Below are 20228 nucleotides of genomic sequence, written 5' to 3'. Positions count from 1 at the left end.
TTCCTCCCATGCCACGACGTTTTCTCTTCCTCCTCGCCGCCCTTCTGCCGGTTGCCGCCATGACGGCCGCGGCGGCGGAATCCTCCTCCGCGCCGGACTCCGCGCCGGCCGCCACCGACCCGGGCTATCGCCTCAGCGCGGGCGACATCGTGCAGATCGCCGTCTACAACGAACCCGATCTCGCCGCCACCCAGACCATCGCGCGCTCGGGCGAGATGCGCCTGCCGCTCATCGGCGAGATCATCCTTGCCGGCAAAAGCGTGCGCGAGGCCGAGCGGGCCATCGAAAACACCTACAAGGAGCGCAAGTTCCTCAAGGCGCCGGTCGTCAATATCACGATCACCGCGTATTTTCCCCGCGAAGTGTCGGTCCTCGGCTCGGTTCGCTCCCCCGGCACCGTGGTATTCCCCCGCGACTCCACCACCCTCGACATCGTCGAGGTGATCACGCGCGTGGGCGGCTTCCTCCCCGTATCCAAATCCAACGCCGTGACCATCACCCGTCGCGCGGACGACGGGAAGGAAACCATCACCACCGTCGATCTCGAAAAGGCCCTCTCGGGCCGCCGCCAGCCCGGCCGGGAAAGCGCCAATGTGCCGATCTATCCGGGGGACCGCATCTGGGTGCCCGAGCGCCTGTTCTAGTTCCTGCTCCCCCCTCCTACCACCACATGACCACCACCGACACCACCGCCGGCAACCGGCCCTCTCCCGGCCGGCCGCGCGCCGCCTCGATCCGCCGCACGCCGCGCGACTTCCTCGACATGTTCGCCGAACGCTGGTGGATCGGCGCCCTCGCCGGCGCGGCCGCCGCCGCCCTCATCGTCGTGTTCCGCCCGCACTTCGAGCCCATCTACCGCACCGAAGTCTCCCTGCTCTTCGAAGCCCGCAAGGACCGCGTCCTCAACATCCAGGAAGTCGTGGACACCACCCTGCAAACCGCCGCCGAGCTCAACACCCACATCGAGCAACTCCGCAGCAAGACCTTTGCCGACTACGTGCTCGCCTCGTTCAGCACCGCCGAGGCCGAGCTCATCCGCAAGGCCTACGCCGATCCCCTCGATCCCGACGCCGCCCCGCCCCCGCTCGACGCCATCATCCGTCCCAACGTCACCGTCTTCGCCCGCCGCGGCACACCCATCCTCGGCATCCAGGTCTCCAACCGCTCGCCCGAAGCCGCCGCCCTCATCGCCAATCGCCATGCCCGCAAGTATATCGACTACAACCTCGACAACGCCAGCACCCGCACCAACTCCGCCATCGTCTTTCTCCGCAACCAGGCCGACGAAACCCGCGCGCAGGTCGAGGCCGCCGAGAAGGCGCTGCAAAACTACCGCGAGAAAAACAACCTCGCCGCCATCGGCGAGACCCAGAACGTCGTCCTCCAGAAAATGTCCTCGCTCGGCACCGCCGTCGTCGCCGCCACGCTCGACCAGATCGACGCCAAATCCCTCATCGACAAAATCGAGGAGTATCAGGCCGGCAACCGCGACCTCCTCGAGATCACCCAGATCCGCACCTCCGGCCAGGTCGCCGACCTCAACAACAGCCTCATCTCGCTGCTCACCCAGCGCACCCTGCTCGCCGAACATTATCTGGGCGAACACCCCAAGATGAAGCAGAACGAGGCCGAGACCCGCGAGACCCGCCGGATGCTGGCGGAAAGCATCGCCAAGGCCGTCGCCGACCTGCGCGCCCGTTACGACGTATCCGCCCACTATCTACAACGACTCCAGGCCGAGACGACCGGCTCCGAGGCGCAGGCCCGCGAACTCGACAAGATTTCCATCGACTACAAATTCCTCGAACAGGACGCCAACGCCAAGCGCGCCACCTACGCCCGCATCATGGACCGGCTCACCGAGGCGGGCATCACCAGCCGCATGGCCAACACCAACATCGCCATCTTCGACCCCGCCTGGGTGCCCGACGCGCCCTCCGACACCGGCGCTCTCGAGATCGCGGTCAAGGCCGGCGCCGCCGGGCTCGGCCTGCTCTTCGTCCTCCCGCTCGGCATCGGTCTGCTCGACTCCCGCCTGCGCACCCCCGCCCAGGTCGAGGACTCCCTCCAGGAACCCCTCCTCGGCGTGGTCAAGCACATGGGCAAACTGGGCGAAACCGAGCGCGCCCGCATCTTCCTCTCGCACGCCAGCCACGACCTCTCCGAAGCCTACCGCGGCATTTTTAGCGAGATCGAGGTGCGCTCGCCCCTCGCCTTTCCCAAGGCCCTCCTCGTCACCAGCAGCGTGCCCGCCGAAGGCAAGAGCCTCCTCTGCTGCAACCTCGCCGCCGTATTCGCCTCGCACAAACGCCGCACCCTCCTCGTCGATTGCGACCTCCGCCGCCCCACCCTCCACCGCCTCTTCGGCGTGAAGCCCGACACCGGCTGGGTGGACTGGCTCGAGACCGACCCCGCGCAACGCCCCACGCTGCCCGTCGGCATCGTCCCCGTGGCCGACCACCTCGACCTCCTGCCCGCCGGCCGCAGCCTCGGCCGCCCCACCGAGCTCCTCGACCAGCTCAGCCGCCGCGAGACGCTCCAGCCCCTGCTCGACAACTACGACCTCATCCTCTTCGACACCCCGCCCGCCGCCGTTTTTCCCGACGCGCTCATGCTCGCCCGCTGCTGCCACGAGATGATCTACGTCTGCCGTTACCGCACCGTCCGCCCGGCCATTATCCGCAAGGTCATCGACCGCTTCCACGGCACGGGCATCTCCCTGCTCGGCGTCGTGCTCAACCGGCTCCCCCAAAGCAAGGCCCGCAGCTACGGCTATCACGGCTACGGCACCCAGTCGGCCGCCTACTACAAAGCCTACGAGGAGCAGACTCCGGCGTGACCGCTGCGGGAAACCTCGGCCGCGCCCTGCGCGTCGGCGCGGGCGCGGGCTTCGCCGGCCTCCTCGTCTTCGCCCCGCTCCATTTCGGCTCCACCCGCGCCGGCGGCCCCGGAATCGTCGCGCTCGGCTGCGCCGCCGCGACCCTGCTCTGGGTCGCGTCGCTCGCCCTCGCCCGCCGCCGCCCGCACGTGCCCGCCGCCGCCGTCCTCGCCGTCGCCCTCCTCGTCCTCGCCGCGCTCCCCTGGATCACCGGGCTCGCGCAACCCACTCCCGTGGCCCCCTTCACCCAGGCGCACTTCGAGCGCGTCGCCGCCCGCTGGCCCTCCAGCATCGTCTGGCGCACGCCCGGCAACACCCTCGCGCTCACGCTCGCCCTCGCCGCCTCGGTCCTGGCGCTCACCGACCTCGCCCGGGGCCGCGCCTGGGCGCTGACCTTCGCCCTCGCGCTCACCGCCACTGCCGCCGCCGTCGGCCTCCTCGCCCTGCTGCAAAACCACACCCACGCCACCGGCATCTACTGGCGCAACGACGGACGCATGCCCGGCAACTTCTGCGGCACCTTCTTCCACCACACCTCTGCCGGAGCCTACTTCAACACCGCCTGGCCTCCGGCCCTCGCGCTCGCCTGCCTCGCCTGGAACCGCCGCGCCCCCGTTCTCGCGATCCCCTCCACGCTCGCCGTGATCCTCCTCCTCGCCGCGCACGGCAGCCACGTGTCGCGCTTCCCGCAAGTCGCCGCGCTCGTCGTCGCGCCTTTCCTTCTCGTCGGCCTCAAGATCAAATTCCGCGGCCCCCGCACCGTCTGGATCGTCGCCGCCGGGGCCGCCGCCGTCGTGGCCCTTGTCGCCCTCGCCGGGCGGACGGACACCATCGGCGCGCGCTGGCAACTCCTCTTCGCCGCCCCGCGGTCCGCCGCCGCCGCGCCGGTCAACCCGCCCGAGTCCGCCTGGCCGGCGTTGGTCCGCGACGACCTGCTCATTCCCGGCGCCTCGCGGAGCGGCTGGTTCGGCGACCGCGGCGAAGGCTGGCGCACCGCCCTGCGCGCCATCGCCGCGCGCCCCCTCACCGGCCACGGCCCCGGCAACTGGATGGGCGCCGCGAGCCGCCACAGCGATGATCCCTTCGTGCGCACCTTCTATCAATTCCTCCAGTTCGCCCACCAGGACCCGCTGCAAACCGCGGTCGAGTGGGGCGTGCCCGCCGCGCTCGCCGCCTGGGCGCTGCCCGCCGTCGCCCTCCTCGCCGTCCTCCGCGCGCGCCGCTGGTGCAGCCCCCTGCACCGCGCCCTCGCCCTCTCCGCCGCCTGCGCGCTCGCCGCCCTCCTCCTGCAAGCCCAGCTCGACTTCCCGCTCCAGATGCCCGCCATCGCCCTCAACGCCGCCGCGCTCGCCGCGCTCTGCCTCGCCGGCGTCCGCGCCGCCGCGCCCCGATCCGCCGCATGACTCCTCCCGTATCCGAACATATAATACACATCCGGCCCGACCAGTCCTGGCTGCGCATCGACTGGGCCGGCCTGTGGCAGTATCGCGACTTGCTCGTGCTGCTGGTCCAGCGCGACTTCACCGCGAAATACCAGCAGACCGTCCTCGGGCCGCTCTGGTTCATCGTCAACCCGCTGATCAACGCCGCCGTTTTCACCATCCTCTTTTCCCGCATCATCGGCATCCCGACGGACGGCGTGCCGCCGATGCTCTTCTACCTCGGCGGCCAGCTCGCCTGGAACTATTTTGCCAACGTGCTCTCCACCACCGGCAACTCCCTCGCCGGCAACGCGGGCATCTTCAGCAAAGTCTATTTCCCCCGCCTCATCCCGCCGCTCGCGCTGTGCGGCTCCAGCCTCATCGCCTTCCTCGTCCAGTTCGCGGTCTTCCTCGTGTTCTGGACCTGGCACCTCGTCGCCACGCCCTTCGGCGCCGCGCTGCACGTCGGCGCCTCGCTCGCCCTGCTTCCCCTGCTCCTCCTCCAGACGGCGGCGCTCGGACTCGGAGTCGGTCTCGTCCTCTCCGCCCTCACCGCGAAGTATCGCGACCTCCAGCAACTCACCGGCTACCTCCTGCAAATCTGGATGTATGCCACGCCCGTCATCTACCCTCTCTCGCGCATCCCCGAGGAATGGCGCTGGGTCGCGAACCTCAACCCCATGGCCTCCATCGTCGAGTCCACCCGCCTCATCCTGCTCGGCACCGGCAGCGTCACCCCCGCCGGCCTCGCCGTCTCCGTGCTCCTCACGGTCGCCGTGCTCCTCGGCGGCATCGTGCTCTACCAACGCTCCGCCCGCACCTTCGTGGACACTGTCTGATGAACCGGCCCATCATCACCGCCCGCGGCGTCTCCAAGCGCTACCGGCTCGGCCAGATCGGCATGACCAGCTTCCGCGACGAACTCTCCCGCCTCGCCGCCCGCTGGCGGCGCAGCCGCGCCGACCCACCCCCGCCCGCCGGCGAATTCCGGGCGCTCAAGGACATGTCCTTCGACATCCTGCCCGGCGAGATCGTCGGCGTCGTCGGGCGCAACGGCGCCGGCAAGAGCACCCTGTTAAAAATCCTCTCCCGCACCACCGAGCCAACGACCGGCGAGATCGTCATGCACGGACGCGTCGGCAGCCTGCTCGAGGTCGGCACCGGCTTCCACCCCGACCTCACCGGCCGGCAGAACATCTACCTCAACGGCGCCATCCTCGGCATGACCCGCGCCGAAGTCACGGCCCGCTTCGACGAGATCGTCGCCTTCTCCGAACTCGCCCCCTTCATCGACACCCCCGTCAAACGTTACTCCAGCGGCATGTATGTGCGCCTCGCCTTCGCCGTCGCCGCCCACCTCGAACCCGAAATCCTTATCCTCGACGAAGTGCTCGCCGTCGGCGACGCCGACTTCCAGCGCAAGTGCCTCAACCGCATGTCGGAGATTTCCACCTCCCGCGGACGCACCATCCTCCTCGTCAGCCACAACATGCAGGCCCTCCGCCGCCTCTGCGGCAAATGTCTCTACCTCGAACGCGGCGAAAGCCTCGGCATCATGCCCGTCGAGGACGCCATCGCCCGCTACTCCCGCCACCTCCTCCCCTCCCCGCCCCGCGTCAGCCTCGCCGGCCTCCCCCGCGGCCACGGCGAAGGCACCCGCGTGCGCCTCCTCGCGCTCGGCACGCAGGACGGCGCGCCCCTCCGCTACGGCCACCCCGCCCGCTTCCAGCTCGACTTCCGCCTCACCGAACCCGTGCGCCGCTTCGCCCTCGGCCTCGGCTTCGCCACCCGCGACGGCCAGCGTGTGCTCACCCTCGACTCCGACACCATGACCGCCCCCCTCGACCTCGAACCCGGCGCCTACCGCGCCACCCTCGGCCTCGACTTCTGGCCTCTCCCCGAAAGCCAATACCACGTCAGTTGCGCCGCCATCGAAGGCTCCTCCTATCCCGACACCCTCGTTGACGTGGCTCTCTGGGACGTGCTCCCCGCCGCCGAGGACGAGACCACCCACCGCTCCTCGCCCAACGCCCGCCCTCCCGTCGCGGTGTCCGTCATGAAAATGGAACCACTGGTCCACGCATGACCCCCGCCCGGCAAAAACTCCTCATCGTCACCCGCCACACCCCGCTCCCCTGGGAAGACGGCGCGGGCGCCTACCTGCACGACCTCGCGCGCTACCTCGCCACCGACGGCTTCCGCGTCCACATCCTCTGGCTCGCCCCCCACGACCGCCTCCGCTGGAAAAAAATCTGGCGCCTCCCCGCCCCCTTCGCCCGCGCCGTGCGCCTCCACCTCCCCGGCGCGCTCCGCCTCGGACGCCGCTTCGTTTTCCTCGCCGTCGTCTGGCTCCCGTTCAAGGCCCGCGCGCTCGACCGCGTGCGCCGCGCGCTCAACACCGTCGGCCTCGCCCCCCCGCGCCGCCACCCCTCGCCCGCGCCGCCCGCCGCCGCCCCTCTCTGGGCCTCGCCGCCCACGCCCGCCGAACTCGCCCTCGTCGTCCGCTTTTTCGAAAAACACCGGCCCGATGTAGTGATCACCAACTACGCCTGGCTCTGCCCGATCCTCGATCTGCCTGCCCTGCGCCGCACGTGCACCGCCTGCCTCACCCACGACATCGGCTGGCAGCGCGCCGCGCTCTCCGCCCCCGGCATCGCGCCGGAGATCACCCGCGACGGCGAAGCCGCCTGGCTGCGCCGCGCCGCCCTCCTCGTCGCCATCTCCGAAACCGACGCCGCCGAACTCGCCGCGCTCGCTCCCGCCGCCCGCGTCGTCGTCGCGCCCAAGGCCTGCGAAACCCGCGCTCCCTTCGCCGAAACCACCTCCCGCAGCCTCCTCTTCGTCGGCAGCGACAACGCCTTCAACGCCCGCGGCCTCGACTGGTTCCTCCGCGAAGTCTGGCCCCGCCTCCTCCGCGAAGTGCCCGACGTTTCTCTCCACGTCTGCGGTTCCATCGACCGCCTCGTGACCCTGTGTCCCGACGGCGTTGCCTTCCACGGCCCCGTGCCCGACCTCGCCCCCTGCTACCGCCAGGCTGCCCTCGTCATCGTCCCCCTCCTCCAGTCCACCGGCCTCAACATCAAGCTCGTCGAAGCCGCCGCCTGCGGCCGCGCCATCGTCACCACCCCGGCCGCGCTGCCCGGCGCGCCCTTCCTGCGCGATGCCGTCGCCGTCGCCGCCACCCCCGGGGAATTCGCCGCCGCCATCCGCCACCTGCTCGATCAACCCGCCGTCCGCGCCGCCACCGCCGCCCGCGCCCTCGCCGCCGTCCGCGCCCGCCTCGCACCCGCCACCTGTTACGGCCCGCTCGCCGCCCTCCTGCGCGCGAACGCCGTCGCGCGTCATGACGTCGCCCGCGATCTGCGTGTTCTCCACGCGTCCGGCGCTCACCCGCCGCAACCCTGAGCGTTGCCGCCATTTCGCCCGGTATGCACACCCCGCTGATTTTTATCGTCTTCAATCGCCCGGAGGTCACGGCCCGCGTCTTTGCCCGCATCCGGGAAGCCCGGCCCGCCACGCTCTATGTCATCTGTGACGGCCCCCGGCCGCACCGCCCCGACGACATCCCCAACGTCGCCGCTGTCCGCGCCATCATCGAACAGGGTGTCGATTGGGACTGCGACGTGATCCGCGACTATGCCGACACCAATCTTGGCTGCCGCCACCGGGTCGCCAGCGGCCTCACCCGGGCTTTCGCCCGACTGGAACACGCCATCGTGCTTGAAGACGACTGCCTGCCCGACCCCGGCTTTTTCCCCTACTGCGGCGAACTCCTCGCCCGCTATCGCGACGACCCCCGGGTCATGCACATCGCCGGCACCAATTTTTCCGCCCCCGTCGGCGCCGCGCCGCACGGGCCCGGCTACCGCTTCAGCCACCACCCCTGGATCTGGGGCTGGGCCACGTGGCGGCGCGCATGGGAACAATACGATTTCGGGATGGCGACCTGGGATGCGCGTTTCTCCGCGCTCCGCGCCAGTTTCGCCAGTCCGTGGGAGGCCCAGTATTGGATTTCCACCTACGATGGCGCCCGCTCCGACCTCGACCGCGCCGATACCTGGGGTTTCCCCTGGATGTTTACCGTCCGCTCCCTCGGCGGCCTGTCCGTGCTGCCCACGGTCAATCTGGTGGAGAATATCGGGATCGGGGCGGACTCCACCCACACCAAGAGCGACGCCGCCCACCTCCGGATCCCCGCGTCCGCCGCGCCCCTGCCCCTGGTCTGCCCGGCCGGCCGTCGCGTCAGCCGTTTCGCCGACGAACACTTCACCCGTGTCTATTGCCGCCACACCGGGCTTCGCCACGCTTTCTCCTCTCTTGTCCGCGTCTGGCGCGCCTCCCTCCGCGCCGCCTGAGCCCGCCGCTCCCTTTCGACAATCGCATGAACGTTCCCCGCATCAGCGTGGTGATGCCTGTTTACAACGCCGCTCCCTGGCTGGAGGCCGCCGTGCACAGCATTCTCCGCCAGACTTGCCGTGATTTTGAATTCATCGCGGTGGATGACGGCTCGACGGACGGCTCCGGAGCCCTCCTCGGGCGCCTTGCCGCCCGCGATCCGCGTCTGCGCGTGGTCAGCCGCCCCAACACCGGCATTGTGGGCGCGCTCAATGACGGCCTCCGCCTCGCCCGCGGCGACTACATCGCCCGCATGGATGCCGACGACATCGCGCTCCCGGAACGATTCGATCGTCAATCGGACTACCTTGGCGGACATCCCGACTGTGTGGCCGTCGGCTCCGCCTTCATTTACATGGATGCCCGGGGCGCCTTGCTGAAATGGAATCCCCGCCCGCTCGCCCACGCCGAAATCGAGGCCCGGCTTCTGCTCGGCGATGGCGGCGCGATCATCCACCCCGCCGTCATGATGCGGCGGTCGGCGGTGGAAAGCGCGGGAGGCTACCGCGAGTCCGCGCAGTGGATCGAGGATCTCGATCTCTACCTCCGCCTCGCCCGCATCGGAACCCTGGCCAACCTGCCGGAGGTTCTTCTCCATTATCGCTATCATGAGCAAAGCGTGAATTTCACCCGGAATGCCGGGCGTTCCGAGCGCAAGCTCGCCGTTCTCGCCGAAGCGCACGCCGCGCGCGGCCTCGCGTTCGATGCCGCCGCCTGCCGGTCCGCTCCCCATCCCGAACGCATCGACGCCGATGCCGCCCGGGACTTTGCGCTGACCTCCCTGCGCTTCGCCGACCGGCGCACCCCCTGGCGCTACGCCCTGCGCGCGCTGCTTCGGGAGCCAGCCAGCCGCGCCACCTGGAAAACCGTTTCGTATCTCGCCAAAGTGAGCCTGGGCTTCATTGCGCGTCCGCAGGCCGGGCCGGCCTCCGTGCCCCGCCTGCTCTATATCGGCCAGGTTCCCGCCGAAGGCACCGGCAGCCCGGTCATCGTGCTCCGTCATCTGCAACGGCTCTCCGCCGCCGGCTGGAAAATCACCGTAGTGGCCGAAGAAGGACAGGAAACCGGAACCTGCCGGAGCGCCGGCTGGACGGTCGCACATCTGCCGCATCGCCGCGCGTGGTGGCCTCCGTTCCGCCGCGACATCGCCCTCTCCCGGCGGGTGCGCACGTCGCTGCTCGGTCGCGAATGCCGCCGGCTCACCGCCGGTTCGCCGCCGGATGCCGTCCTCGGATACCTCGCGGCCCATTCGGATTTTTCGGCGGAGATTGCCGCCCGGTTTGCCCGCCAGTCCGGCGTCCCCCTTTCGCTGCTGATTCACGACGACGCCGCCGCTTTCGCCCCCGACTCCGCCGGGAAAACCCGCCTTCGCCGCCGCCACGCCTGGATACTGAAACAGGCCCGCCGCTGCTGGTTCGTCTCGCCCGAGCTTGCGGCGGCTTACGACGTGCCCGACACCGCCCGCCGCATCCTCCCGCCCATCCCGGAGGGCCGGGCGGAGACCGCCGTCTGGCAGGCCCGCCGCGCGAAACCGCGGGTGGTTTACGCGGGCCACATCTGGGCTCCCCAGTTTCCCTTGCTCGGAAAAATCGCGCGGGTCCTCGACTCCGCCGGAGCGCGCCTCACGCTGCTTTCCCGGGCGACCGATGACCTCGCAACGTTTCTCGCCACCGGCGTTCCGGCCGATCACCTCGCCCCGTTCCCGTCCAACCGGGAGGCGCTCGATTACCTGGTCGAAAACGCCGACGGTATCCTCGTTTCGTATACGGAAACCGTCGCCGAGATGCCCTGGATCGGGACGAGTTTTCCCAGCAAGCTGGTCGAATACACGCACCTGGGCCTTCCCTGCGCGATTGTCGCCCCCGCCGAAAGTTCTGTCGGACGCTGGGCCGCCCGCACCGCCTGGTCCGAATTTTACCTGCCCGACGAGCTTGGACGCGTCGGCGAATGGGCGTGGGAGCTTCGGCAGGAGCCTGTCTGGCGCCAGCGCCGCGAAGCCAGCCTGGCCCTGGCCCGGGGCGAGTTTTCACCCGAAAAAATCCAGGCCTCGTTCGCCGCCGGTCTTCTCCGCACATGAGCAGCTCCCTTGTTCCGATTCCTGTCGTCCTCGTCGGCTGCGGCGCGGTCAGCCGGCTCTTCTACACCCCGGCGCTGGCCGCCGCGGAAACCGCCGGACAACTCCGGTTGCACGCCGTGGTCGATCCCTCCGAAACCGCGCGGGAGAGCCTGCGCGCCTCGTTTCCCCGCGCGCAGGCGCATGCCCGCCTCGACGACGCGGACCTGCCCGACGGCGCGCTCGCCATCGTTGCCTCGCCTCCCCGTTTTCACCGTGAACAAACGCTGGCCGCCCTCGCCCGCGGCTGGCACGTGCTCTGCGAAAAACCCATGGCCGCCGCCAGCCGCGACTGCGAAACCATGCACCGGGCCGCCCTCGCCGCCGGGCGCATCCTCGCCGTCGGGCACTACAAACGCTTCTTCCCATCCAGCGGTGTTCTCAAAACCCTTTGCGCCGGCCTGACTCCGCTCGGCGCGCTGCAACGCTTCCACCTGCACGAAGGAGGCCCCTTCGACTGGCCCGCCGCCAGCCCGTCCTTTTTCCGGCGCGAAGAAACCCCCGGCGGCGTCCTCCTCGACATCGGCGTGCACGTGTTCGACCTGCTCCTCTGGTGGCTCGGCGAGCCCGACGAGATCGCCCATCGGGACGACGCCATGGGCGGACTGGAAACCAACACCCTCACCGATTTCCGTTTCGGACCGGTCCGGGGCCGCGTGCAACTCAGCCGGGACTGGAAAACGCCGCAGCGTTACCGCTTCGAGTTCGCCCGGGGTTCGGTGTCCTGGACGGTCAACGACGCCAACGGCCTCACGCTCCGGATCGAGGGACTTCCCCTGGATTTGCGGGGCGCCCTGATCGACCGCGAGGGAACGCACGCCGCGACCAATCCGCAGAGTTTCATCGCGCAACTTCTCCACGTGGCCGGAGCCATCCGCACCGGTTCGCCGGTGCTCGTTGACGGCCGCGAAGGCGCGCGCGCGCTGCGTCTGATCGAAACCTGTTATGCGCGGAAACGCCCCCTGCCCCAGCCCTGGCTGACGCCGGACGAACAAGCAGCCGCCGGACGCCTGGCTCTTCCCGCATGAAAATCGCCGTCATCGGAGCCAACGGTTTTATCGGCTCGCGCGTGGTGGAATCCTTCCACCTCGGCGGCGCGCACGAGGTCGTTCCCGTCGTGCGAAAACCCTCCAGCCTCGCGCTGCCCGCCCGCTTCGCGCTCGACGCGCGCCTCGGCGACGCGCTCGACCCGGCCTCCCTCGCCGCCGCGCTCTCCGGCTGCGATGCCGCCGTGCACGCCGCCCTCGGCGACCCGCGCCAGATCGAGGCCATGCCCTCCGTCCTCTGCGCCGCCGCCGCCGCCGCCGGCGTGCGCCGCGTCGTCTATCTGAGCAGCGCCTCCGTGCACGGCCAGGCCCCGGAGCCCGGCACCACCGAGGACACGCCCCTCCACTGCCGCCACGCCATGGACTACAACAACGCCAAGGTGCGCGCCGAACGCGCCTTCTTCCGCGGCTGCGCCCGCCACGGCCTCGAAGGCATCGCGCTGCGCCCCGGAGTCGTCTACGGCCCCCGCTCCCGCTGGATCGCCGATCTCGCCGCCGACCTTCGCCAGCGCCGCGCCTGGCTCCTCGGCGACGGCGAAGGCATCTGCAACGGCCTCTACGTGGACAACCTCGTCGCCGCCATCGACTGCTCCCTCGCCGCCCCCGCCGACGCCGCCGGGGCCTACCTCGTCGGCGACCACGAACGGATCACCTGGGCCGGTTTCCACCGCGCCGTCGCCGCCGGCCTCGGCATCGACCCCGCCACCCTTCACCGCCTCGCCGCGCTTCCCGCCTTCCGCCGCACTCCGCAGGAACGCCTCGCCCGGCTCGTCGCCGCCCCTGCCGTCCAGGCCCTCCTCCCCGCCGCCCCGTCCTCCTGGAAACGCCTCGGCAAACGCCTCCTCGCCGCCGCCCTCGCTCCCGCCTCCTCCGGCGGTGCCTGGCGGCTCCCCGACGGACCGCCCCCGCCCCGCATCACCGAGGAACTCGCCCTCCTCCAGCAATGCCGCTGGCGCCTCCCTTCCGACCGCGCGTGTCAACATCTCGGATACCGTCCGCCCGTCGATTTCCCCACCGCGATCCGCCGCAGCCTCGCCTGGCTCGCCTTCGCCGAAGGCCGCTCCTCATGACCATCAGCGTCCTCATCGCCGCCTGGCAGGCCGCTCCCACCCTCGCCCGCGCCCTCGCCAGCGTGCGTGCCCAGACCCACCGCGACTGGGAACTCGTCGTCGTCGAGGACGGCTCCCGCGACGGCACCGAGGCCCTCGTGCGCGCCTTCGCCGCGGAAGTCTCCCAACCCGTCCGCTACGACAACCCCGGCGTCAACCAGGGCGTGGCCGCCGCGCGCAACCGCCTCCTGCGCCTCGCCGCCGGCGACGCCCTCGCCTTCCTCGACGCCGACGACGAATGGACGCCCGACCACCTGCGCCTCGCCGCCGCCCGCCTCGCCGCCGGCGCGGACCTCGTGGCCGCCGGCGTGAGCACCTTCGACCTCGCCACCGGCGCGCCGCTCGGCGACGTGCTTCCCCCCGCCGCTCTGGAAAGCGATCCCGTCGGCACCCTGTTTCGCGCCAGCGTCATCGTCACCAGTTCGTGCGTGGTCTTCACCCGCGACCTGCTCCGCCGCACCGGCGACTTCGACCTCCGCTTCCGCATCGGTGAAGATCGCGACTACTGGCTTCGCGCGGGCCACGCCGGCGCGCGTCTCGCCATCGAACCCGCCCTCACCTGCCGCTACGCCAAACACCCCGGCAGCGCCATGGCCCGCACGCTGGCCGTCGCGGAGCAGACCGTGCGGTTTTACGAAAAACACGCCCGCCTCACCGCCGTGCCCGTCGCCCTGCGCCGCCGCCTGCTCGCCCGCAGCCTCGCCACCGAAGCCCGCCTCCTCCGCGCGACCGACCCCCGCGCCAGCGCCCGCCTCCTCTGGCGCGCCTGGCGGCTCGCCCCCGCCGACCCCGCCCTGCCCGCCCACCTCGTGTTCTCCGCCCTGCGCGCGGTTGTCAGCCGCCCGTCACCGCGCGTCCTCCTCGTGGCCGACCTGCTCGGTGGCCAGTGCCGCCGCTCGGGCATCCACCAGCTCGCCCGCGTCCTTTCCGGCCACCCCGCCGTGCGCGTGATCGCCACCCCGGACACCCGCCCGCGCCGCGCGCTCGGCAAACTCTGGAGCATGCTCCACCACTGGCCGGCGCGCAACCAGTCGCAAACCTTCACCGAACTTGAAACGGACTGGGCTCTCGCCACCGCGCGCCTCGCCGCCGCGCACTTCCTCGTCGGCGAATACCACGCCCCCTATCTCTCCCGGCGCCCCGGAAAACAGGCGGTCATCGCCACCCTCCACATGCCCGCCTCCGCCCTCGACGCGCCGCCGCCCCGCACCGGACGGGTGCACACGCTGGTGCTGCTCTCGTCGCGCGAGCGGGATTTTTTCGCCGGCGCCTGGGGCGCGCGCCAGACCGTCGTCATTCCCCACGGCGTGGATACGGATTTTTTCCGCCCCGGGGCCGGCCCCGATCCGGCCCGCCCCTCGATTCTGGTCGTCGGGCGCACCCTGCGCGACTTCGCACTCACCGGCGCCGCGGTGCTGCGCCTGGCCGCCCGCCATCCGCGCTGGCGCTTCGACTTCGTGGTGCCCGCGTCCGTCTGGCACGGCGTCGAACTCGCCGCCGTGCGCACCCTGCGCGGCGTCTGCTGGCACGACCGGATCGACGACGAAACCCTGCGCCTCCTCTACCAGACCGCGACCTGCCACCTCACGCCCTTCCGGGACTGCACCGCCAACAACGCCCTCGTCGAATCGCTCGCCTGCGGCCTGCCCCCCGTCACAAACGACCGCGGCGGCGTGCGCGACTACGGCGCCGGCGTCGTGTATCCGCTCGCCCGTGACAACTCCGTCGCCGCCCTGATGGAACTCTGCGAACGCCACGCCGCGGAACCGGCGTGGCGCTCCGGCATCGCGGCGGCCTGCCGCGCGTTCGCGCTCGATACGCTGTCCTGGCCCGTCATCGCCCGCCGGCACCTCGAACTCTACGCGCAAGTCTCCCGCCTCTCGTGAACCCGCCTTTTGTCACCCTCTGCCTCCCCGCCTACAACGCGGCGCGCTATCTCCCGGAAACCCTCGCCTGCGTCCGCGCGCAGACGTTTGCCGACTGGGAGCTGATCGTCACCGAGGACGGCTCCGCCGAGAGCGTCGAGACGCTCGTGCTCGCCTTCGCGCAAACCGTGCCACAACCGGTCGTCTACCAACGCCACGAGCAAAACCGCGGCCTGCCCGCCACGCGCAACACCGGCATCGCCGCCGCCCGGGGCGAATGGATCGCGCTCCTCGACAGCGACGACCTCTGGACCCCCGACCACCTCGCCGGCCTCGTCGCCTGCGCCCTCCGGCGGCCCGACGCCGGCCTCGTGCACGCGGGCTCGGTCCTTTTCGACAGCGACACCGGCCGCGAACTCGAAATCCGGGCGCCGTCGGCGGAGGCCGTCCGCGACTTCCCGCGCTCCCTCTACCTGGGCGACTACGTCGTGCAGCCCTCCTCCGTGCTGCTGAAAAAGTCCCTCTGGGCGAGCGTGGGCGGCTTCGACCCTTCCTATCGTTATGTCGAGGACCGCGAGATGTGGCTGCGCTGCGCGCGCGCCGGCGCGCGCTTCGCCTTCACCGGCCGCAACACCTGCCGCTACCGCAAACACGCCGCCGCGCTGACCGCCCACGCCGGCCCGATGGCGGTGGCCGGCGCGCAAGTGCTCGAACGCCACCTCGACTGGGACGTGGTCGCCGCGCCCTGCCGCCGCCTCCTCACCGCCGAGGCCTGGACCTCCGCCGGACGCATCGCCTTGCGCTCCGACCCCCGCGCCGCCCGCGCCTGTTTCTCCCGCGCCTGGCGCATCCGGCGCTCGCCGCGCCTCGCGGGCTACTGGCTGGCCGCCTGCCTCTTCGCTCTCAAACAAGCGCCGGGCATCCTGCCCTTCGCCGCGCGGAGGCTCCGGTGAAACGCTCCATCGCCCTCTGCGCCCTCGGCCTGATCGCCAGCCTTGCCGCATGAAATCTCTCGTCGTCACCCTTTTCGAAGGCGATTACCACCTCGGCGCCGCCGCGCTGATCAACTCGCTCTGCGCCGCCGGGTTTGCCGGAACCGTGGTCTGCGGGCACCGCGGCCCCGTGCCGCCCTGGGCGCCGGCGGTGCGCCGGCTCGGCCCCGTCACGGTCGAGTTCGTCGCGCTCGAAACCGCGTCACACCTTACCAACTACAAGCCGAAGTTCCTCCTCCGCGTCTGGACCAACCTGCATCCGTCGGCGGAGCGGATTTTTTATTTCGATCCCGACATCCTGCTCAAGGCCCCCTGGCCCTTCTTCGAGGAATGGACCGGCTACGGCGTCGCCCTGGTCGAGGACGTCAACTCCCCGCTCCCCGAGTCGCATCCGCGCCGCGGCGCCTGGCGACGCTGCCTCGCCCGGCGGGGCCGGCCCGTGCTCCGCGAAACCCCGCTCTACGTCAACGGCGGCTTCATCGGACTGGAGCGCGGACAGCGGGATTTTCTCCTCGCCTGGCGCGACACCCTTGCGCTCGTCGGCGAGGAAATCGGCGGACTCGAACACTCCATGTTCTCCTCCGGCGCCGGCTGTTCCGACCTCTCCTCGCCCGCCCATCCCTTCGGCAAGACCGACCAGGACGCGCTCAACATCGCCGTGATGACCTCCGCCGCGCCCGTCTCGATCATGGGCGCGGAGGGCATGGATTTCCGTCCGGGCGGCTGGACCCTCTCGCACGCGCTCGGGCCGGAAAAACCCTGGCGCAAACACCTGCTCCGCGCCGCGCTCGCCGGCCGCGGCCCCACGCCGGCGGACCGCGCCTTCTGGGCCCACGCCGCCGCCCCGCTGCCGGTCTTCCCGCCCCGCGTCCTCGCCTGGCGGCGCGCCTGCCTCGCGCTCGCCGCCCTGGCCGGCCGCTTCTATCGCCGGGCCTGAGTCCCGAAAACCCCCATGAACCTCCTCTTCCTCTGCGGGTCGCTCGAACCCGGCCGCGACGGCGTCGGCGACTACACGCGCCGCCTCGCCGGCGCGTGCGCCGCGCGCGGCCACGACTGCGCCGTGCTCGCGTTGAACGATCCTCACATCGATCGCGCCACCGACGAGCCCATGGACAACATCCGCCTCCTCCGGCTGCCGTCCGCCCAACCGTGGCCCGACCGGCTCGCCGACGCCATCCGGTATCGGCAGATCCTCACGCCGGACTGGGTGAGCTGGCAATTCGTGGCGCAGGGCCTGCACCCGCGAGGTTTTCTCCCCGCCGCGCTGCTGCGGGCCGCGCCCGGCCTGCGCGGCCCCCGGTGCCATGTAATGCTGCACGAACTCTGGCTCGGGCTCGAGGCCGGCGCCGGCCTGAAAGCCCGCGCGCTCGGCTGGCTCCAGCGGCGCGGCATGGTGTGCCTCCTCGAACAACTCGACCCCGACTGCCTGCACACCTCCAACCCGTCCTGCCAACACGCCCTGCGGCGCGAAGGGTTCGAGGCCGGCATGCTCGGGATTTTCGGCAACGTGCCGTTCGCGGAGGGGTCCGCCGCCCCGGAGACAACCTCCCTGACCGCGGTGACCTTCGGCACCCTGCATCCGCAATGGCGGCCCGCCGAAACGGTGGCGTGGATGCTCGCGACCGCGCGCCGCCTCGACCGCCGGCCCGTCCTCGTTGCCATCGGTCGCACCGGGCGCCGGGCCGCCGCCATTCTCGATGTGTTCCGGCAACACGGAATCGGCGTCACCGAAACGGGGGAAGTGGAGCCCCGCGCCGTGTCCCGCCTGCTCGCCGCCGCCGACTTCGGCATCGCCCCGCATCCGTGGGCGCTGATCGGCAAAAGCGGCGCGGCCGCCGCCATGCTGGAGCACGGCCTGCCCGTGCTCGTGCCCCGCGACGACTGGCGGCTGCGGGACGCGCCGCCGCTCCCGTCCGGACCGGCCGACCCCTTGCTCGTCCGCCTGACCGGCATCCATTCTGCGGATACAGACCTCTGGCTCGCCGCCCGGCGCCGGCCGGAGTCTGCCCTGCCGCGCACCGCCACCGCCTTTCTGCAAGCCCTCGAACTCGCCTTCACCAGCCCATGAACCTTCTTTTCTACGTCCCCGCGATGGCGGCCTACGGCGGCATCGAGCGCCATATCTGCGGCCTCGCCGCCGCCGCCGCCGTGAGCGGCCACACCGTGCGCCTCCTCACCACCGGCAACTCGCTCGGCCCCGAACTGCGCCGCGAACTGGACCACCCGCGGATCGCCCTGCGCGAACTCGCGTTCCCGCGCGGTTCCGCCGGGCCGTTCGCAAAAATCGGGTGGCTGCTCAACGAAATCCGCCGCGCGCGCGCGATGCCATGGGATGTGATCTACACCAACGCCCAGAGCGGCCTCGCCCGCCTTGTCTGGGCCGCCGCCGGGCCGCCCACCCGCATCGTCCACCATCATCACACCGCCGCCGACGCGCCCGAGCAGGCCACCTGGTCGCGCGGTTACCGCCACGTGCTGAAACACGCCCCGCTCCTGGTCGGTTGCAGCCGGGCGACGTGCGCGGCGCTCGACGCCGCCACCGGCCGCGACGACGCGCAATTCCTGCCCTACCTGGCCGCCTGTCCGGTCGGGCAGGGCCAGGTCGTCGAACGCGACGGCGGGCAACCGCTCCGTTTCGGTTTCTGCGGCCGCCTCATCCCGGAAAAAGGCATCGACGCGATCCTCGCGCTTTCGCAACTGGGTGAACTCTCCGGCATCGAGTGGCACGTGCATGGCGCCGGGGAGGCATATCCGCCGGCGCGTTTCGAGGCGTTTCCCCGCGTCGTTTACCACGGCGCCTACCACTCCGCCGCGGAGCACGCCCGCGCCCTGCTCGCGCTCGACGCGATCACGCTCTTCTCCACGCACAACGAGGGCATGCCGCTCAGCCTGATCGAGGGCATGTCGGCGGGCCTCCCCTGGCTCGCCACCGACCGCGGCGGCACCCGCGAACTCGCCACCTCGCCGGCCGACAGCCTGGTCGCCCCGGCCACCGCCCGCCTGCCGGAGCTGGGCCGCCACGTGCGCGAACTGGCGGACCGTATCCTTGCCGGCATGACCTCCCGCCTCCGCCAGCGCCGCCACTACGACGCCGGCTTTGCGCCGCCGGTCGTGGCGTCCCGCTGGATCGATTTTTTCCAGACCTGACCGCGCTCCCGTTCTCCATGATCCTTTTCAGCCATCCCACCGGCAACGCCAACGCCCGCCATGCCGCGCTCGGCCTGTTCCGCGCCGGCCTGACCGCCGAGTTCTGGACGTGCCTGCACTACCGCGCGCCGGCCCTGCTCGAACGGCTGCTGCCCGCCCGCGTGGCCGGCCAGCTCCGCCGCCGCGCCTGGCCGCCCGAACTCTCGGACGCCATCCGCACCCGGCCCTTTCGCGAGCTCATGCGGCATGTCGCCCCCCGGCTCGGGCTTGCCGGCCTCACCGCGCACGAAACCGGCGTCTTCAGTGTCGATGCCGTTTACCGCGCGCTCGACCGGGCCGTGGCCCGGCGGCTGGGCCGGGGCGGGTTTCGCGCCGTCTATGCCTACGAGGACGGCGCGCGGTCCTCCTTCATGGAGGCGCGCCGCCGCGGCCTGCTCACGCTCTACGACCTGCCCATCGGCCACTGGCGCGCCGCCCGCGCGCTGCTCCTGGAGGAGGCCGCGCGCGAACCCGAGTGGGCCGCCACCCTGACCGGCAACCGCGACAGCGCCGCCAAGACCGAGCGCAAGGACGCCGAGCTGGCGCTGGCCGACGTGGTTTTCGTCGCCAGTTCCTACACGCGCCGCACGCTGGACGAGGCCGCCGACTTCAGGGGCGCCGTCCTTGTCGTGCCCTACGGCGCTCCCGCGCTCGCATCCGTTCCTTCGTCTCTTCCCCTCCCGCCCGCGAAGACGTTGCGCGTGCTCTTCGTCGGTTCCCTCGGCCAGCGCAAGGGTCTCAGTTACCTCTTCGCCGCCTGCCGCCGGGTCCGGTCCGCCGTCACGCTGACGGTGATCGGCCGCAAGCCCGCCGAGCCCTGCGCCGCGCTCGACCGCGAATTGCGCTCCGTGCGCTGGATACCCAGTTGCCCGCATCCGCAGGTCCTCGCCGAGATGGCGGCCCACGACGTGTTCGTGTTCCCCTCGCTGTTCGAAGGCTTCGGGCTCGTGCTGCTGGAGGCGCTGGCGGCGGGGCTGCCGGTCATCACCACGCCGCACACCGCCGGACCCGACCTGATCCGCGACGGCGTGGAGGGATTCATCGTGCCGATCCGAGACAGCTCCGCCATCGCGGAACGGCTGGAACTCCTCCACCGCGAGCCGGAACGCCGGGCCGGGATGTCGCGGAGCGCCCGGCTGCGCGCCCGCGAGTATTCGTGGGAAAACTACGAGCAGACGCTCGCCTCCTGCGTCGCCCGGGCCCTCGCCGCAACCTGACGGAGC

16 protein-coding genes are annotated in these 20228 nt (G+C 71.1%); all 16 read left to right on the top strand.

The window, feature by feature from the left end; genetic code table 11:
• Positions 1-8 precede the first annotated feature (8 nt).
• The 16 genes from OPIT5_22505 to OPIT5_22430 are packed head-to-tail and all read left to right on the top strand — an operon-like array spanning position 9 to position 20222.
• Positions 9-644, top strand: coding sequence for a sugar transporter (locus OPIT5_22505; GenBank protein ID AHF92585.1), 636 nt, complete (start codon positions 9-11; stop codon positions 642-644).
• A gap of 26 nt (positions 645-670) precedes the next feature.
• Positions 671-2839 (top strand): sugar tyrosine-protein kinase, encoded by a 2169-nt coding sequence (locus tag OPIT5_22500; protein ID AHF92584.1) that lies wholly within the window; start codon positions 671-673, stop codon positions 2837-2839.
• The gene (locus tag OPIT5_22495) at positions 2836-4281 is read left to right on the top strand and encodes a hypothetical protein (protein ID AHF94640.1); all 1446 of its coding nucleotides are present in this window, start codon (positions 2836-2838) and stop codon (positions 4279-4281) included. The genes OPIT5_22500 and OPIT5_22495 overlap by 4 nt, the downstream gene beginning before the upstream one ends.
• The gene (locus tag OPIT5_22490; protein AHF92583.1) at positions 4278-5138 is read left to right on the top strand and encodes an ABC transporter permease; all 861 of its coding nucleotides are present in this window, start codon (positions 4278-4280) and stop codon (positions 5136-5138) included. The genes OPIT5_22495 and OPIT5_22490 overlap by 4 nt, the downstream gene beginning before the upstream one ends.
• Positions 5138-6385, top strand: a complete 1248-nt coding sequence (locus tag OPIT5_22485; GenBank protein ID AHF92582.1) for an ABC transporter ATP-binding protein — start codon at positions 5138-5140, stop codon at positions 6383-6385. Before OPIT5_22490 ends, OPIT5_22485 begins: the two co-directional genes overlap by 1 nt.
• Positions 6382-7704, top strand: coding sequence for a hypothetical protein (locus OPIT5_22480; GenBank protein AHF94639.1), 1323 nt, complete (start codon positions 6382-6384; stop codon positions 7702-7704). The genes OPIT5_22485 and OPIT5_22480 overlap by 4 nt, the downstream gene beginning before the upstream one ends.
• Before the next feature lie 23 nt (positions 7705-7727).
• Positions 7728-8654: a hemolytic protein HlpA-like protein gene (locus OPIT5_22475; protein ID AHF92581.1), complete on the top strand. Its 927-nt coding sequence runs from the start codon at positions 7728-7730 to the stop codon at positions 8652-8654.
• Positions 8655-8680: 26 nt separating this feature from the next.
• Positions 8681-10771, top strand: coding sequence for a glycosyl transferase family 2 (locus tag OPIT5_22470; protein AHF92580.1), 2091 nt, complete (start codon positions 8681-8683; stop codon positions 10769-10771).
• On the top strand, positions 10768-11835 hold the full coding sequence (locus OPIT5_22465; GenBank protein AHF94638.1) for a hypothetical protein: 1068 nt from the start codon (positions 10768-10770) through the stop codon (positions 11833-11835). Before OPIT5_22470 ends, OPIT5_22465 begins: the two co-directional genes overlap by 4 nt.
• Complete coding sequence (locus tag OPIT5_22460; GenBank protein AHF94637.1) at positions 11832-12923, top strand: hypothetical protein; 1092 nt, start codon at positions 11832-11834, stop codon at positions 12921-12923. The genes OPIT5_22465 and OPIT5_22460 overlap by 4 nt, the downstream gene beginning before the upstream one ends.
• A 2-nt stretch (positions 12924-12925) precedes the next feature.
• Complete coding sequence (locus tag OPIT5_22455; GenBank protein AHF92579.1) at positions 12926-14848, top strand: glycosyl transferase; 1923 nt, start codon at positions 12926-12928, stop codon at positions 14846-14848.
• Positions 14845-15780: a glycosyl transferase gene (locus tag OPIT5_22450; protein ID AHF92578.1), complete on the top strand. Its 936-nt coding sequence runs from the start codon at positions 14845-14847 to the stop codon at positions 15778-15780. The genes OPIT5_22455 and OPIT5_22450 overlap by 4 nt, the downstream gene beginning before the upstream one ends.
• Before the next feature lie 49 nt (positions 15781-15829).
• Positions 15830-16756: a hypothetical protein gene (locus tag OPIT5_22445; GenBank protein AHF92577.1), complete on the top strand. Its 927-nt coding sequence runs from the start codon at positions 15830-15832 to the stop codon at positions 16754-16756.
• A 15-nt stretch (positions 16757-16771) separates the two neighbouring features.
• The gene (locus OPIT5_22440; protein ID AHF94636.1) at positions 16772-17887 is read left to right on the top strand and encodes a hypothetical protein; all 1116 of its coding nucleotides are present in this window, start codon (positions 16772-16774) and stop codon (positions 17885-17887) included.
• Positions 17884-18966 (top strand): glycosyl transferase family 1, encoded by a 1083-nt coding sequence (locus tag OPIT5_22435; GenBank protein ID AHF92576.1) that lies wholly within the window; start codon positions 17884-17886, stop codon positions 18964-18966. Before OPIT5_22440 ends, OPIT5_22435 begins: the two co-directional genes overlap by 4 nt.
• A gap of 17 nt (positions 18967-18983) precedes the next feature.
• Positions 18984-20222, top strand: a complete 1239-nt coding sequence (locus OPIT5_22430; protein ID AHF92575.1) for a glycosyl transferase family 1 — start codon at positions 18984-18986, stop codon at positions 20220-20222.
• Positions 20223-20228: the final 6 nt, after the last annotated feature.

This window comes from Opitutaceae bacterium TAV5, from assembly GCA_000242935.3.
Classification (GTDB): Bacteria; Verrucomicrobiota; Verrucomicrobiia; order Opitutales; family Opitutaceae; genus Geminisphaera.
Note: the sequence above shows the minus strand (reverse complement) of the source record. Positions and strands in the feature narration are given on the sequence as shown.

Excerpts from the sequence above, each read along its gene's own strand:
- OPIT5_22505 (AHF92585.1), top strand. The coding sequence starts at position 9 with ATGCCACGACGTTTTCTCTTCCTCCTCGCCGCCCTTCTGCCGGTTGCC.
- OPIT5_22500 (AHF92584.1), top strand. The coding sequence starts at position 671 with ATGACCACCACCGACACCACCGCCGGCAACCGGCCCTCTCCCGGCCGG.
- OPIT5_22490 (AHF92583.1), top strand. The coding sequence starts at position 4,278 with ATGACTCCTCCCGTATCCGAACATATAATACACATCCGGCCCGACCAG.
- OPIT5_22485 (AHF92582.1), top strand. The coding sequence starts at position 5,138 with ATGAACCGGCCCATCATCACCGCCCGCGGCGTCTCCAAGCGCTACCGG.
- OPIT5_22480 (AHF94639.1), top strand. The coding sequence starts at position 6,382 with ATGACCCCCGCCCGGCAAAAACTCCTCATCGTCACCCGCCACACCCCG.
- OPIT5_22475 (AHF92581.1), top strand. The coding sequence starts at position 7,728 with ATGCACACCCCGCTGATTTTTATCGTCTTCAATCGCCCGGAGGTCACG.
- OPIT5_22470 (AHF92580.1), top strand. The coding sequence starts at position 8,681 with ATGAACGTTCCCCGCATCAGCGTGGTGATGCCTGTTTACAACGCCGCT.
- OPIT5_22465 (AHF94638.1), top strand. The coding sequence starts at position 10,768 with ATGAGCAGCTCCCTTGTTCCGATTCCTGTCGTCCTCGTCGGCTGCGGC.
- OPIT5_22460 (AHF94637.1), top strand. The coding sequence starts at position 11,832 with ATGAAAATCGCCGTCATCGGAGCCAACGGTTTTATCGGCTCGCGCGTG.
- OPIT5_22445 (AHF92577.1), top strand. The coding sequence starts at position 15,830 with ATGAAATCTCTCGTCGTCACCCTTTTCGAAGGCGATTACCACCTCGGC.
- OPIT5_22440 (AHF94636.1), top strand. The coding sequence starts at position 16,772 with ATGAACCTCCTCTTCCTCTGCGGGTCGCTCGAACCCGGCCGCGACGGC.
- OPIT5_22435 (AHF92576.1), top strand. The coding sequence starts at position 17,884 with ATGAACCTTCTTTTCTACGTCCCCGCGATGGCGGCCTACGGCGGCATC.
- OPIT5_22430 (AHF92575.1), top strand. The coding sequence starts at position 18,984 with ATGATCCTTTTCAGCCATCCCACCGGCAACGCCAACGCCCGCCATGCC.